Source organism: Nonomuraea sp. NPDC050328, assembly GCF_044459405.1.
Lineage (GTDB): Bacteria > Actinomycetota > Actinomycetes > Streptosporangiales > Streptosporangiaceae > Nonomuraea.
The window spans coordinates 47,894-62,306 of sequence record NZ_JBITIW010000016.1; the positions used below are offsets into that span (position 1 = coordinate 47,894).

13 protein-coding genes are annotated in these 14,413 nt (G+C 72.3%); 7 read left to right on the top strand and 6 right to left on the bottom strand.

Features of this window, described 5'->3' with window-relative positions; translation table 11 throughout:
* Positions 1–143: 143 nt before the first annotated feature.
* The 3 genes from ACIBG7_RS40125 to ACIBG7_RS40135 all read left to right on the top strand — a co-directional run bounded on the left by ACIBG7_RS40125 (position 144) and on the right by ACIBG7_RS40135 (position 2,310).
* Positions 144–935 carry an MBL fold metallo-hydrolase gene (locus ACIBG7_RS40125; protein WP_397339651.1) on the top strand — a complete coding sequence of 264 codons (792 nt, stop codon included), beginning with the start codon at positions 144–146 and terminating at the stop codon, positions 933–935.
* A 93-nt stretch (positions 936–1,028) separates the two neighbouring features.
* Positions 1,029–1,625, top strand: coding sequence for a sulfite oxidase-like oxidoreductase (locus ACIBG7_RS40130; RefSeq protein WP_397339652.1), 597 nt, complete (start codon positions 1,029–1,031; stop codon positions 1,623–1,625).
* The gene (locus tag ACIBG7_RS40135) at positions 1,618–2,310 is read left to right on the top strand and encodes a ferredoxin reductase (protein ID WP_397339653.1); all 693 of its coding nucleotides are present in this window, start codon (positions 1,618–1,620) and stop codon (positions 2,308–2,310) included. The genes ACIBG7_RS40130 and ACIBG7_RS40135 overlap by 8 nt, the downstream gene beginning before the upstream one ends.
* Positions 2,311–2,320: 10 nt before the next feature.
* Here ACIBG7_RS40135 and ACIBG7_RS40140 read toward each other — a convergent pair whose 3' ends face one another.
* The gene (locus tag ACIBG7_RS40140) at positions 2,321–2,731 is read right to left on the bottom strand and encodes a VOC family protein (RefSeq protein ID WP_357918748.1); all 411 of its coding nucleotides are present in this window, start codon (positions 2,729–2,731) and stop codon (positions 2,321–2,323) included.
* 85 nt (positions 2,732–2,816) lie between these two features.
* Between ACIBG7_RS40140 and ACIBG7_RS40145 the strand changes: the two genes are divergently transcribed.
* Positions 2,817–4,373, top strand: a complete 1,557-nt coding sequence (locus ACIBG7_RS40145) for an OmpA family protein (RefSeq protein ID WP_397339654.1) — start codon at positions 2,817–2,819, stop codon at positions 4,371–4,373.
* A 62-nt stretch (positions 4,374–4,435) separates the two neighbouring features.
* Entirely contained in the window at positions 4,436–5,611 is a 1,176-nt protein-coding gene (locus ACIBG7_RS40150) for a flavin-dependent oxidoreductase (RefSeq protein ID WP_397339655.1), read from the top strand.
* On the opposite strand, the gene ACIBG7_RS40155 is transcribed toward ACIBG7_RS40150, so the two are convergent.
* From ACIBG7_RS40155 to ACIBG7_RS40170, 4 genes are read right to left on the bottom strand one after another with little or no spacing between them, the layout of a single operon-like run.
* Positions 5,583–6,608: an LLM class flavin-dependent oxidoreductase gene (locus ACIBG7_RS40155; RefSeq protein WP_397339656.1), complete on the bottom strand. Its 1,026-nt coding sequence runs from the start codon at positions 6,606–6,608 to the stop codon at positions 5,583–5,585. The two genes, ACIBG7_RS40150 and ACIBG7_RS40155, sit on opposite strands and share 29 nt — an antisense overlap.
* A 52-nt stretch (positions 6,609–6,660) precedes the next feature.
* On the bottom strand, positions 6,661–7,275 hold the full coding sequence (locus ACIBG7_RS40160; RefSeq protein ID WP_357918760.1) for a response regulator transcription factor: 615 nt from the start codon (positions 7,273–7,275) through the stop codon (positions 6,661–6,663).
* A gap of 19 nt (positions 7,276–7,294) precedes the next feature.
* Positions 7,295–8,431 (bottom strand): sensor histidine kinase, encoded by a 1,137-nt coding sequence (locus ACIBG7_RS40165; protein WP_397339657.1) that lies wholly within the window; start codon positions 8,429–8,431, stop codon positions 7,295–7,297.
* A 14-nt stretch (positions 8,432–8,445) separates the two neighbouring features.
* Positions 8,446–9,273 (bottom strand): DUF6010 family protein, encoded by an 828-nt coding sequence (locus ACIBG7_RS40170; RefSeq protein ID WP_397339658.1) that lies wholly within the window; start codon positions 9,271–9,273, stop codon positions 8,446–8,448.
* Between the two features lie 169 nt (positions 9,274–9,442).
* Here ACIBG7_RS40170 and ACIBG7_RS40175 point away from each other — a divergent pair, with 169 nt between their 5' ends.
* A complete protein-coding gene (locus ACIBG7_RS40175; RefSeq protein ID WP_397339659.1) occupies positions 9,443–12,007 on the top strand; it encodes a glycosyl hydrolase family 18 protein in 2,565 nt (854 codons plus the stop codon).
* Positions 12,008–12,128: 121 nt separating this feature from the next.
* Entirely contained in the window at positions 12,129–12,473 is a 345-nt protein-coding gene (locus tag ACIBG7_RS40180; protein ID WP_357918772.1) for a VOC family protein, read from the top strand.
* A 1-nt stretch (position 12,474) separates the two neighbouring features.
* On the opposite strand, the gene ACIBG7_RS40185 is transcribed toward ACIBG7_RS40180, so the two are convergent.
* The gene (locus tag ACIBG7_RS40185) at positions 12,475–14,256 is read right to left on the bottom strand and encodes an amino acid transporter (protein WP_397339660.1); all 1,782 of its coding nucleotides are present in this window, start codon (positions 14,254–14,256) and stop codon (positions 12,475–12,477) included.
* Between the last annotated feature and the right edge of the window lie 157 nt (positions 14,257–14,413).

The window sequence follows — 14,413 nt, forward strand, 5'->3', positions numbered from 1 at the left end:
TCTTAGGAGGTGGTCGGCCGGAGCGGTGAGTGCAGTCATCTGACCGATTCCCCGCCTGCGCCGCCGTTCTAGCGTCGTGCTCGTCACCGCCGAGCCCACCGAGGAGCCCGCACGATGTCCACGCCTCCGGGAGCGTTCCCTCCATGACCGCCGTCCGATTCACGCACATCGGCGGGCCGACCGTCCTCATCGAGTTCGACGGCTGGCGGTTGCTGACCGACCCCACCTTCGACCCGCCCGGGCAGACCTACTCCTTCGGCTGGGGCACCTCCTCACGCAAGCTCGCCGGGCCCGCGCTGGCCGCCGCCGACCTGCCGCCGCTCGACGCGATCCTGCTCACCCACACCCACCACGGCGACAACCTCGACCAGGCGGGGCGGGACCTGCTGCCGGCGGCGGCCACCGTCGTGACCACCCGCTCCGGCGCCCGCACCCTCACGGGCGCAGTGCGCGGGTTGCGCGCAGGGGAGATGACGCGGCTGGAGGCGCCGGGCCGCCCGCCGATCGACGTCACCGCCACACCCTGCCGGCACGGCCCGCCGCTCAGCCGCCCGCTCACCGGCGAGGTGATCGGCTTCGCCCTCACCTGGCCCGGCCAGGAGTACGGCCCGCTGTGGATCACCGGCGACACCGTCTACCACCGCGCGCTCCGCCGCAGCGCCGCCGAGGTAAGGCCCGGCACCGTCCTGCTGCACCTGGGCGGCGTCGGCTTCCCGCTGACCGGGCGGCTCCGCTACACGATGACCGCCCGCCAGGCCGTCCGGCTGTGCGAGAAGGCGGTCCCGCGCACGGTCCTCCCGGTGCACTACGAGGGCTGGCAGCACTTCCGCCAGGACCGCGAGGACGTCGAGCGGGACCTGCGCCGGGCGCCGCGCTGGGTCGGCGGCCTCTTCCACTGGCTGCCCCTCGGCACCCCCGACCCGGTGACCGTCTAGTCGAACACCACCATGACCACCCAGCCCTGAACTCACGTGTTCGTGCGATGTCCGGCGGCCGGCCGTCGCCCACGCTCCCTGGAGGAGGAAGCCATGACCATCTTTTCGCGCGGGTTCCGCGGCCGGAGCCGGGGCGACGACCGGCTGCCGCCGGGCCAGTACCTCACCGAGGACTTCCCGGTGCTGTCGGCCGGTCCCACGCCCAGGGTGCCGCTCGACCGGTGGGAGTTCACCGTCGACACCGAGACCGGGCAGGTGCACCGCTGGACGTGGCCGGAGCTGATGGCTCTGCCGTACGAGACGCCGACGGTGGACATCCACTGTGTGACGAGCTGGTCGAAGCTCGGCACCCGGTGGCGCGGGGTCTCGCTGGACGTGCTGTTCGAGCAGGTGGAGACCTCGGCGGAGTACGCGCTGGTCTACTCCTACGGCGGCTACACCACGAACCTGCCGCTGGAGGACCTGCTGGACGGCAAGGCGTGGCTCGCCTACCGCTTCGACGACGAGGAGCTGGCGCCCCGGCACGGCGGTCCGGCGCGGCTGCTGGTGCCGCACCTGTACTTCTGGAAGTCGGCCAAGTGGGTGCGCGGCATCCGGCTGCTCGCCGAGGACTGGCCGGGGTTCTGGGAGAGCGCGGGCTACCACAACTACGGCGACCCGTGGCGTGAGCAGCGCTACGCCGATGACTAGGTGGCTGACCGCGCGGCTGGTCGAGGCGCGGGACGAGACGCCGACCGCGCGCACGTTGCGTTTCGAGGTCCCCGGCTGGCCGGGTCACCTGCCGGGGCAGCACGTGGACGTCCGGCTGACCGCCGAGGACGGGTACACCGCGCGCCGCAGCTACTCCCTGGCCTCGGCCGCCGGCGTGGAGCTGACGGTGCAGCGGGTGGCCGGCGGGGAGGTCTCGCCGTACCTCACGCGGGACCTTCGCCCCGGCGACCTGGTCGAGCTGCGGGGTCCGGTGGGCGGCTGGTTCGTCTGGCGGGCGGCCGATCCGGCTCCGGTGCTGCTGGTCGCCGGGGGCGCGGGCATCGTCCCGCTGATGTCCATGATCCGGGCGCGCCGCGCGGCGGGGGTGTCCACGCCGTTCCGGCTGGTCTACTCGCTGCGCTCGCCCGCCGAGCTCTACTACGCCGCCGAGCTGCTGGACCCGCCCGCCGGGCTTGAGGTGAGCCTGGTGCACACCCGCCGCACCCCGCCAGGCCACGCGCGGCCCGCCGGGCGGCTCACCGCCGCCGATCTCGGCCCGTACGGCGAGGCGGACTGCTTCGTCTGCGGCCCGTCCGGCTACGTCGAGGCCGCCGCCGACCTCCTGCTGGGCCTGGGCCACGACCCGGCCCGCATCAGGACGGAACGCTTCGGCCCCACGGGCTGACTGGCCAGCCTTAAGGGCTGGCCGGCTCGTCCGCCGGGCCGAGCAGGTCCCAGCGGTTGCCCGAGACGTCCACGAAGACCGCGACCCGCCCGTAGGGCTCGCGGCGGGCCGGGCTGACGAACTCGACGCCGGCCGCGACCATCCGCGCGTGGACCGCGTCGAAGTCCGTCACCCGCAGGAACATCCCCACCCGCCCGGCGAACTGCCGCCCGACCGCCGCCTCCTGCTCGGGCCCGTCGGCCCGGGCGAGCAGGATGCCGGTGGCCGCGCCGGGCGGGCGGACGACGACCCAGCGCTTGGGCCGCCCGTCGTTGGTCAGGGAGGGCGAGTCCTCGGCCAGCTCGAAGCCGAGCACGTCCACGTAGAACCGGATCGCCTCGTCGTAGTCGTGCACGATCATCGAGACCAGGTCGAGCTGCATCGCCCCACCTTAGCCACGCCGGTGCGACTCCCGCTGACACCCGGCCATGACATCCTGATATTTCGGGCATGGCACAATCGCCGCCATGCCTAACCGGATCCTGGCCATGGCGGCCGTGCTCACACTGGCGGCAACGGGATGCGGGCTGGTCTCCGGCCAGGAGGCCGCGACACCGCCCCCTGCGCCGACCGCCCCGCAGTCCGACCAAGCACAGTCAGGCGCGTCGCCGTCGGACAAGGCGGGCAAGCCCGAATCGGGCAAGTCCGCCGAACCGCAGCCCCTCGCCAGCACGCGCAGCACGATGACCGAGTCGCTCAAGATCGACGTGATCGGCCTCAACCGCTACAAGTCCAAGCACCTCGTCGCGCAGCTCCGCCTGTCCAACACCGGCACCGAGGACCTGCCCTGGACCGGCCAGCTGGGCGACCACACCCGCGAGCTGGGCGCGATCCGGTGGGCCTCGGGCATCGGCGTGCTCGACCACGACACCCGCACCTGGCTCCTGCCGTACCAGCCGGCCGACTCGCCGTGCCTCTGCACCGACCAGCAGCGCGACGGCCTCGACTACGCCATCGAGCCCGGCGCGTCGATCACCGTCTACGCCGTGCTGCCCGCCCCCTCCGGGTCCACCACGACCGTCGTCACCCCGGCCGCCCCGCCCATGCCCGGCGTGCCGATCAGCGACGAGCCGCCGGCGGGCGACTTCCCCGACCCGGACGCCCAGCCGGTCACCCCGGTGACCCGCAAGATCGTCCTGCCGTCGGAATCGCTGGACAAGTCCGAGGAGACCGCCGACGACGGCCAGAACCTCCAGGTCAACCTCTCCTCCGACGTGCTGTTCGCGGTCGACAAGGCCACCCTCACGCCCCGCGCGCGCACGGTGCTCGCCCGCACCGCCAAGCTGATCGACGCCTCGCCCGCCACCACCGTCGAGGTGGCCGGCCACGCCGACTCCTCCGGCAACGACGCGATCAACGACCCGCTCTCCAGGCGCCGCGCCCAGGCCGTCCAGCGCGCCCTCGCCGGCCTGCTGACCAGGGACGGCGTCCGCTTCCAGGCGAAGGGGTACGGCTCGCGCCGCCCGCTCTACCCCAACGAGAGCGACGAGGGCCGCCGCCGCAACCGCCGCGTGACGGTCACCTTCGCCAAGGCCCAGCCGCCGGCCGAGCCCGCCCCCGAGCCCGCCGCGACCACCCGGCCCGGCGCGGCCGGCCTGACCGGCAGCACCCGGGTCAAGGGCCAGGAGTTCGCCCTGGAGGTCACCGGCCTGCGGCGGCTGCCCGGCGGCATGGGCCTGCTCACCTACACCGTCACCAACAAGGGCGACGCCGAGACCTGGTTCAACGAGCTCCACCACGCCCCGGACTGGCAGGCCTACAAGTACCAGGCCGCGGGCAACGTGCGGCTCACCGACGTCGCCGCCCGCCGGCAGTACCTCCCGGGCCGGCTGCAGGTGCCGACCGACGCCGGGACCGACGCCTACTGCGCCTGCACCGACGTCTCCGGCGTACGGCTCAGCACCGAGAAGTACGCCCCGGGCCAGGTCCGCGAGTTCTGGGGGCTGTTCGCGCTGCCCGACACGGCCGCCGAGCTGAAGGTGGCCATCGGTCCCTTCCGTCCCCTTCAGGTGGCCGTCGGGTAGAGGGGTTGATGGGTCCCGCAGGAAGGGGCAAGATCTCTATCCCGAACCCGGGAGGCTTTCTCATGCGCGTTGTCATCGCTGGCGCAGGAATCGCGGGGCTGACGACAGCCCTGAGCCTGCACGCCGCCGGCATCACCGACGTGGTCATCCACGAGTCCGTCGAGGAGATCCGGCCGCTGGGAGTGGGCATCAACCTGCTGCCGCACGCCGTCCGCGAGTTAGTCGAGCTCGGCCTCGGCGAGAAGCTGGCGGAGACGGGCGTGGCCACGGCCGATCTGACCTTCATCAACCGCTACGGCCAGGTCATCTGGTCGGAGCAGCGCGGCCTGGCCGCGGGCTACGGCTGGCCCCAGTACTCCATCCACCGGGGCCGCCTGCAGTACCTGCTCCTGGACGCGGTCAAGGAGCGGCTGGGCGAGGACGCGGTGATCACCGGCTCGCCGGTCACCGGCCTGGAGCACGACGGCGACGTCCTGATCGGCGCCGACGGCATCCGCTCGGGCGTGCGTGCCGCGCTCTTCCCCGACGAGGGCGAGCCGCTGTGGAGCGGCCAGGTGCTGTGGCGCGGCACCACGGTCACCAAGCCGTTCCACGGCGGCCGGTCGATGGTCATGGCCGGCGACGACGTCCAGAAGATCGTCATCTACCCGATCGCGCCGGTGGACGAGGACGGCAACCAGCTCATCAACTGGGCGATCCAGCGCCAGGCGCCCGAGACGGTGCCGAGGGGCGACTGGAACCGCAAGGTGGAGATCGAGAAGTTCCGCCACCACGTGGCCGGCTGGCGGTGCGAGTGGCTCGACATCCCCGCGCTCGTCGACGGCGCCCAGGTGGTCTACGAGTACCCCATGGTGGACCGCGACCCGCTGCCCCGCTGGTCGACCGACACGGTCACGCTGGTCGGCGACGCGGCCCACCCGATGTACCCCACCGGCTCCAACGGCGCGGTGCAGTCCATCATCGACGCCCGCGTGCTGGCGCACACGCTGGCCACCGGCGGCGACCTGGCCGCCTACGAGAAGGAGCGCCGCGAGAAGACCAACGCCATCGTGCTGGCCAACCGGCAGGACGGCCCCGAGGTCGTGCTGCGCCTGGCGCACGAGCGGGCCCCGCAGGGCTTCGACGACATCGACGAGGTCTTCCCGCGCGCCGAGCGCGAGGCCATCGCGATGAAGTACAAGCAGACCGCGGGGTTCGTGGCCGACGTGCTCAACGAGCGGTCGTCGTACTCGGTCTGACGACCTCCTCGGCGATCCGCCGGAGCTGGCCGGCGAGCCGCTCGGGCGGGAAGAGCCACAGCCCCACGCCGGCGGCTCCGGCGGACCGCAAGGCCCGGAGCCGCTCCGCGACCCGTTCCGGGGTGCCCGCGACGGCGAACTCGTCCACCCAGGCATCCGGTACGGCAAGCGGTTCGTCCGGGGCCAGGGCGGCGACCCGCTCGCGGATCTCCGGCCCGTGCGCGGACTGCCCGACCAGCGCGGTGTGCGCCTCGGCCCGCAGGAAGAACCCGACCGCGTCCCGCACCGCGTCACGCGCCTCGCGCTCGTCGTCGGCCACGGCGGCCAGCGCGAAGGCGACGATCGGCGGCCCCTCGCCCTCGGCCCATCGACGGTCCCCCGCCCGCCGGCCGGCTGAGGCGGCTCCGGCGCGCACCTGCTCGCGTGCCCAGGCCACGTAGGCGGGCCCGGCCAGCACGGAGAGCAGCACCCCGTCGCCCTTGGCCCCGGCCACCCGCAACGCCCGCCCGTTGACCGCCCCGATCCACAGCTCCGGCGGCGTCGCCGGCGGGAAGTCCAGCCGCACCCCCGCGAACTCGTGCGTGCCGGTCCGCCGGTCGACGACCTCCCCGTCCAGCAGGTCGCGCACCGCGTCGAAGGTCTCGGCGACCGCGGTCAGCGGCCGTTCGGGCAGCAGGCCGAGCTGCCTGAGCCAGTGCGTGTTCCCCAGCCCCACCGCGGCACGGACCCGCCCGGGGTACATGCGCGCCAGGCCGGCCAGTTCCATGGCCAGGATCGCCGGGTGCCGCGTCATCACGCTGGCCAGCCCGAGCCCCGCGGTCAGGTCGCGGGTGGCGGCCAGGAGCTGGGTGAGGCCGGACATCCCGCCGGTGAAGAAGCAGTCCTCGGAGAACCACAACCCGCCGAAGCCGAGCTGCTCGGCGAGGGCCGCGCCCTCGGTGAGCCGTTCGGGCGGGGTCAGGCTGCCGAAGACGATCCCGATGGTGTCGAGGTCCATCCTGGAGTCCTTCCATGGGCAATAACCCAGGACAACCGGACAGCGTGTCCGGTTATTCCGGCCCGAGCCAGCCGTTCTCCCGTGCCAGCCGGATCGCCTCCGCCCGGCCCGGCACGCCGAGCTTGGCGACGATGGCGCTGAGGTGGTTGCGGACCGTCCCCGCCGACAGGTGCGTCCGGCGGGCGATCACGGTGACCGGCGTGTCGAACTCGGCCAGCCGCAACACGTCCAGCTCGCGCGGGGTGAGCGGGCAGGGCGGCGCGGTGAGCGCGTCGGCGGCCATGGCCGGATCGACGTACCGGCTGCCGGCGTGCACCCGGCGGATCACGTCGGCCAGTTGCCCGCCCCGGGCGCCCTTCGGCAGGAAGCCCTTGGCGCCGGCGTCGAGCGCCCGCTTGAGCAGGGGCGGCCTGCCGTACCCGGTGAGGATGATCACCGCGCAGGACGGCAGGGCGCGGGACAGTTCGGTGGCGACGCCGAGGCCGTCGAGCTCGGGCATCTGCAGGTCGACCACGGCCACGTCCGGCCGGTGGGCCAGCGCCTCGGCGACGGCGGCGCGGCCGTCGCCCGCCTGGGCGACGACCTCCAGGTCGGCCTCCAGCCCGAGCAGCGCGGCCAGCGCGGTGCGGATGAGTTCCTCGTCGTCGGCGAGCAACACTCTGATCATGGATCCACCGTCGGGGGGCTCAGGCGGCGGCCGGGAGGGCGGCCTCGAGGGTGAACAGCCCGCCTTCGGCGCGTGTCCGCAGCGTGCCGCCGGCCTCCGCCAGCCGGTCGCGCAGGCCGTCGAGCCCGGAACTGTGCCGGTCGGGCCGCGCCGCGGCGGCGCCGTCGTTGGTCACCGTCATCCTCACCTGGCCGTCGTGTCGGGAGAGCTCTATGGTGCACCAGGCGGCGCCGCTGTGGCGAAGGATGTTGGTGCCCGCCTCGCGCAGCACGAAGGCCAGCAACGTCGCGGTCGCGGCGGGCACGCCGCCGCTGCGGTCGGTGACCGTGCACCGGATCCCGGACGAGCGCAGCACCTGGGCCAGCGAGTCGAGCTGCGCGCCCAGGTCGATCTCCCGGTAGCCGTGCACGGCGCGGCGCAGGTCGGCCAGCGCGGTCGCGGCCAGGCGGTTCACCTCGGCCGACTCCTGCCCGGCCCGGCCGGGGTCGGCGGTGGCCAGGCGCTCGGCGAGCTCGGACTTCAGGGCGATCACCGACAGGGTGTGGCCGAGGATGTCGTGCACGTCGCTCGCGAAGCGCAGCCGCTCCTCGGTGGCGGCGAGCCGGCTCTGCGCGGCCTGGCCCTCGCGGGCCGCGATGAACAGGTTCCACAGCCAGGCGTGCACGCCGGTGATCGCGATCGTGCCCAGCCCGATGCCGGCGGTGATCAGCAGGTAGGGGCCGGGGGAGTCGCCGTTCCACCACGCCGCCCCGGCCGAGCCGGCCAGGGCCGCGACCACGGCCGACCAGCCGGCCGCCCGGCTGCCCAGCATGGGGGCGGTCCCGATCACCGCCGCGCCCACCCAGGCCCAGGTGCGCCAGCTCTCGGCGGCCAGCGGCACGGTGAGCGGGAGCGAGAGCACCACGGCCGCGGCGAAGGCGCCCAGCAGCCACCGCTGGGCCCGCGCGGAGATCGAGGGGGTGACCGCGGCGTAGAGCACGCCCGACTGCGTGAGGGTGAGCAACGCGATGCCGGCCGCGCCGAGCCAGACGCGGGTGGGGTCGCTCTCGCGGGCCAGCCCGATGCCGGGCATGAACACGGTGGTGAACACGGCCATGGCCAGGGAGGCCAGCGTGGCCGCCCTGACCAGGGCCAGTTGCCGGTGGAGCACCGTCATGGAAGCCATTCTCCCTAGATCAGGATGAGGATCGTCAGGCCGACCACGGCGTCGAAGACCGCGCAGCCCTCGGCGTACGCCTTGGGCACGACCTTGCCGAGCCGGTGGTGCAGGATGTCCCAGCCGGAGTGCGCGAGCCAGCCCGCGGCGACCAGGTAGGGCATGAGGGTCGCGTCCACGGCCATCGCCACTCCGGCCAGCACGACGTAGGCGGCGAAGGCGGCGAGCTGCATGACCAGCAGGCGGCGGTCGTGCAGCTCCCGGCGCAGCAGGCCGATCACCAGGTAGGCGCCGGACAGCAGGAGCAGCAGCCAGGGCGCGGGCACCCAGGGGTTCACCCAGTTGTCGACGGTGATGGCCAGGGCGATCCAGCTCGGCCACCGCCGGGAGATCACTCCCGCGATCGACCGGGGCCGGGCCTCGTGGTGCGTGGTGTAGGCGGCCCGCCGGGCCAGCATCAGGGCGAGCATGGCCGCGAGCATCAGCACGTGCCCGCCGGTGTGCAGGTCGCCGCCGCTGATCAGCCCGGCCCAGTACGGCAGGAGCAGCACCGCGAACGGCAGGACCATCGCGGCCCCCATCTCGGTGACGTCGCGCCAGCCGTGGCCGCGATAGCGCATCCACAGGGACATGGAGAGCGTCATCTCGGCGGCCATGACCATGGCCTGCAGGTCCGCGCCGGGGGTCCAGCCGAACAGGGCGCAGACGAGCTTCCAGAGCGGGTCGAGCAGGGTCATCCCGACGAGCATGGCGAGGACCATCTCGGCGAAGTGCCGGGTGAAGGGCCAGACGCGCTGGAGGAGGGACCGGCGGGGGGCGGGGGAGTGGGTCGAGGTTGTCATGGCTTCAGCGTCGTTCCGCCGCGGCGCAGCCGGCACCCGCGTGCCGTCACGTCCCGCCCGTGAGGATCGCAGGGGTCTTCCGTGACTTTGGGCCTTGCCGCCGGAGGTGACCCCGATCTACGATCCAAGAAAATTGTTAGGAAACTTTCTTAAAAGAAAGGCTTCCGACGTGCGACGCCTCATCACCCCCCTGCTTCTCGCCGTCACCCTCCTCGTCCTCGGCCTCGCCCCACCGGCGATGGCCGCCGATCGCCTGACCGCCGTGTTCAGCCTGACCGGCACGACCGGCAAGTTCGTGGTCAGCAACCCGGGCACCACCGCGGTCAGCGGCTGGTCCCTCGTCTTCGACCTGCCGGCCGGAGTCACCGCCAGCAGCCCGCAGAACGCGACCATCACCCAGAACGGCACCCGGGTGAAGCTCACGCCCGCGTTCTACATCGCCACCCTCCAGGCGGGCCGCAACACCGAGCCCTACTCGCCGACGGTCAACCTCAGCTCCGCCGTCCAGCCCACGAGCTGCACGGTCAACGGGGCCAACTGCGACGGCACCGGCGAACCGCCGCCACCGGCCGCGCCGGTCGTGGCCGAGTACGAGGTCGCCGGCACCTCCGCCAAGTTCATCATCAAGAACAACGCCACGACCGCGCTCAACGGCTGGACGGTCGTCTTCGACCTGCCCGCGGGCGTCACCGCGAGCAACGCGCAGAACGGCTCGCTCACCCAGTCCGGCCGTACGGTCACCCTGACCCCGGCCCACTACAACACCACCATCAACGCCGGCCGCACGACCGAGCCGTACAGCCCGAGCTTCACGGTCAGCAGCTCCGGGGCCGAACCCACGAGCTGCCGGGTCAACGACGTCAACTGCGACGGCTCCGCCGACGCGCCGCCCGGCGTGCCCGGCAACCTGCGCTCGCCGGTCAAGACGACCAAGACCGTCTCCCTGGCCTGGGACGCGGCCACCCCCGGCAGCCTGCCGATCACCGGCTACGAGGTCTACAACGGCACGGCCAAGGCCGCCGAGGTCACCGGCACCAGCGCGACCGTCACCGGCCTGACCCCGAACACCAGCTACACCTTCACCGTCAAGGCCAAGGACCGCAAGGGCACCCTGTCCGGCGCCAGCGCGCCGGTGACCGTGAAGACCAACAACCCCTCCGACGACACCCAGGCGCCGACCACGCCGGGCAACCTGCGCAGCACCGCCAAGACCTCCTCGACGGTCACGCTCGCCTGGAACGCCTCGACCGACAACACCGGCGTCGCCAACTACGACGTCTACGTGGGCTCGGCCGTCGCCACGACGGTCACCGGCACCACCGCGACGGTCTCCGGCCTGTCCCCGTCCACGGAGTACGCCTTCACCGTGAAGGCCCGCGACGGCTACGACAACCTGTCCCCGGCCAGCGCCGAGGTCAAGGTGACCACCGCCGACATCGTCGAGACCGGCTACGCCCGGGTCGGCTACTTCGTCCAGTGGGGCATCTACGGCCGCCAGTTCTTCGTCAAGAACCTCGACACCAACGGCTCGGCCGCCAAGCTGACCCACATCAACTACGCCTTCGGCAACGTCGACCCGGTCAACCTGACCTGCCTGCAGGGCGTCACCAAGGGCACCACGTCCAACCCGCAGGACCCCAACCAGGGCGACGGCGCCGGTGACGCCGAGGCCGACTACGGCCGGCCCTTCAGCGCCGCCCAGTCGGTGGACGGCGTGGCCGACACCGGGTGGGAGAAGCTGCGCGGCAACTTCAACCAGCTCAAGAAGCTCAAGGCCAAGCACCCGCACCTGAAGGTGCTGATCTCGCTCGGCGGCTGGACCTACTCCAAGTACTTCTCCGACGTGGCCGCCACCGACGCCGCGCGCAAGAAGTTCGTCTCCTCCTGCATCGACATCTACATCAAGGGCAACCTGCCCGTGTACAACGGCGCCGGCGGCCCCGGCACCGGCGCGGGCATCTTCGACGGCATCGACCTCGACTGGGAGTGGCCGGGCGCCGAGGGGCACCCGGGCAACCACGTCAGCCCCGCGGACAAGGTCAACAACACCCTGCTGATCGAGGAGTTCCGCCGCCAGCTCGACGCCCTGACCGTCACCACCGGCAAGCGCTACCAGCTCACCGCCTTCACCCCGGCCGACCCGGCCAAGATCGAGGCGGGCTGGGAGCTGGCGAAGGTCGCCAAGTCCATGGACATCTTCAACGTCCAGGGCTACGACTTCCACGGCGCCGGCAGCGACAACTCGTGGGAGCCCAACCGCACCGGCCACCAGGGCAACCTGTACGCCGACACCGACGACCCGTACAACTTCCACTTCAGCGTGGAGAACGCGGTCAACGAGTACCTGAAGGCCGGCGTGCCGCCCAGGAAGATCACCATCGGCCTCGCCTACTACGGGCGCGGCTGGCAGCAGGTGACCGACGGCGGCAAGTACGGCGAGTGGCAGGCGGCCGTCGGCGCGGCCCTCGGCCAGTTCCAGGAGGAGGCCGGCACCCGCGGCTACAGCAACCTCCTGGCCAGCGTGCCCGGCTGCACCATCAGGCACGACGAGCAGGCCGTCGCCACCTACTGCTACACCGGCAACAACGGGCAGTGGTGGACCTTCGACGACGCCTGGGCGATCGGCAAGAAGACCGCCTGGCTGAAGCAGAAGGGCCTGCTCGGCGCGATGATCTGGGAGATGTCGGGTGACACCGGCGTCCTCACCACCGCGCTCGACAACGGCCTGAAGTAGATCCGGCCGCCGAATCCCGGGCAGGGAACCCCTGCCCGGCGATTCGGGGCCACCTGAGCCGGTGGCCCGGGCGCCAGTGCGGGGCGCCCGGGCCATCGCCCCCGCCGCTAGGCTGGCCGCCATGCCCGCCCGCCTCAGCCAGATCGTGATCGACTCCGCCGACCCGCGGGCCCAGGTTCGCTTCTGGGCCGCCCTGCTGGGCGGCGAGCCCGTCGACCGCGCCCGCGGCTGGTCGCACGTCGAACCCCCCGAGTTCGTACGGCTGGCCTTCCAGCCGGTCCCCGAGGCCAAGAGCGGCAAGAACCGGCTGCACCTCGACATCGAGGTCGAGTCCGTGGAGCACGCCGCCGACCGGGCCGAGACGCTCGGCGCCCGCCGGGTGGGCTCCGCCGTACGGGACGAGCAGGGCGCCTTCCAGGTCATGGCCGACCCGGAGGGCAACGAGTTCTGCTTCGTCGGCGACTGACTCAGCCCACGTGCACGATGGGCCGGCGCTCGATCTCGGGCTCGGCCTGGCGCAGCACCTCGCGGGTGAGCGGGGGCACGTCGCCGCCGCCGAAGACCAGGTAGCGCAGCAGCGCGGGCACCGGGTTGCCCTCCACCCAGTGGAAGTAGACGTGCGGCAGCCTCCCGGTCTGGTCGCGCAGGTGCAGCAGGATCGCGGCGATGGCGTTGGGGATGGTCGCCGACTCGACGGTGAGCACGCGGAAGCCGTACCGCTCCTCACCCACCACGCGCAGCTCGCTCTCGAACTCCGACGCGTCCGGCACGGTGACCTCCAGGAAGAGCAGGCCCTCCTTCTGCCGCAGCCGGTGCCGCTCCCACGCCTCGCGGCACTTGTCGACGTACTCCTTCTGGTCGCGCTCGTGCGGCTCGTTGGCGATCAGGTGGATCTCGCCGACCTCGTGCAGGAAGCGCCGGGCGGTGTCGTCCAGGGAGATGCGGGTGACGCGCAGCTCGGTCGAGCGGGTGGCCCGGGAGACGAGCGAGGTGACCACGATGGCCAGCACGAAGAACAGCGCGATGACCAGGCCGTCGGGCCGCTCGATGATGTTGGCCACGGTGGCGTAGGCGAAGATCAGCGTCACCACGCCGAAGAAGATCGCCGATCGCGTCAGGCGGCGCTTCAGGGCCGACAGGGTGACCGCGACGGCGGCCGACAGGATCAGCGCCAGCACGCCGGTGGCGTAGGCGCCGCCCTGCGACTCCACGTCCGCGCCGAAGAACAGGGTGATGGCGAAGGAGACCAGGGTGAACAGCAACACCATGGGCCGGCTCGCGCGCGCCCAGTCGGGGGCCATGCCGTACCTCGGCAGGTAGCGCGGCACGATGTTGAGCAGCCCGGCCATGGCCGAGGCGCCGGCGAACCACAGGATGGCGATGGTGCTGATGTCGTAGGCGGTGCCGAACCAGTCGCCGAGGTACTCGTGCGCCAGGTAGGCCAGCGCGCGGCCGTTGGCCTGGCCGCCCTCGGCGAACTCGGCGGGCGGGATGAGCACGGTGGTGGCGAAGCTGGAGGTGATCAGGAAGACGCTCATGATCAGCGCGGCGGTGGTGAGCAGCTTGCGCGCCCCCTTGACCCGCTGCGCGAGCTCGCCCCTGACCAGCGGCATCACCGCGACGCCGGTCTCGAAGCCGGACAGGCCCAGGGCGAGCTTGGGCATCACGTAGAGCGAGACCGCGATCATCGCGACCGGGCTGGCGTAGTCGGCCTCCAGCACGTTGCGCCAGTTGGCGACCAGCTCGGGGGCGGCGAGCACGTGCTGCACGGCGGTGGCCACGACGACCACGTTGAGCAGCAGGTAGACCGCGACCAGCACGACCGCGATGGAGATCGCCTCGCTGAAGCCCAGCAGGAAGACCGCGCCGAGCGCGGCGATCAGCACCAGCGTCACCGGCACCTGCGTGCCGTGCAGGAACTCCGGCACGAACGGGTTGTGCAGCACGTGCGCGGTGGCGTCGGCGGCCGACAGCGTGATGGTCACGATGAAAGCCGTCGCCACGAAGCCGAGCAGGAACAGCACCAGCAGCTTGCCGCGCCAGCCCGGCAGCAGGCTCTCCAGCATCGACAGCGAGCCCAGGCCGTGCGGGCTCTGCTCGGCGACCGCCCGGTAGGTCGGCAGCGCGCCGAACAGTGTCAAGGCCACCAGCAGCAGCGTCGCGACCGGGCTCAGCGCCCCGGCCGCGAGCGCGGCGATGCCCGGCTGGTAGCCCAGGGTGGAGAAGTAATCCACACCGGTCAGGCACATGACCTGCCACCAGGAGTGCTGCCTGTGCGGGACTTCGGGGGTCTTCGAGTCCGCGTGATGCAGACCATCCAGCAACCAGCGCCGGATCGAGGATCCGGTATGCGGCCGGGTTGACGTGGTCAACCCGCTCACCCCCAACAGTCAAACGGACCAAAGA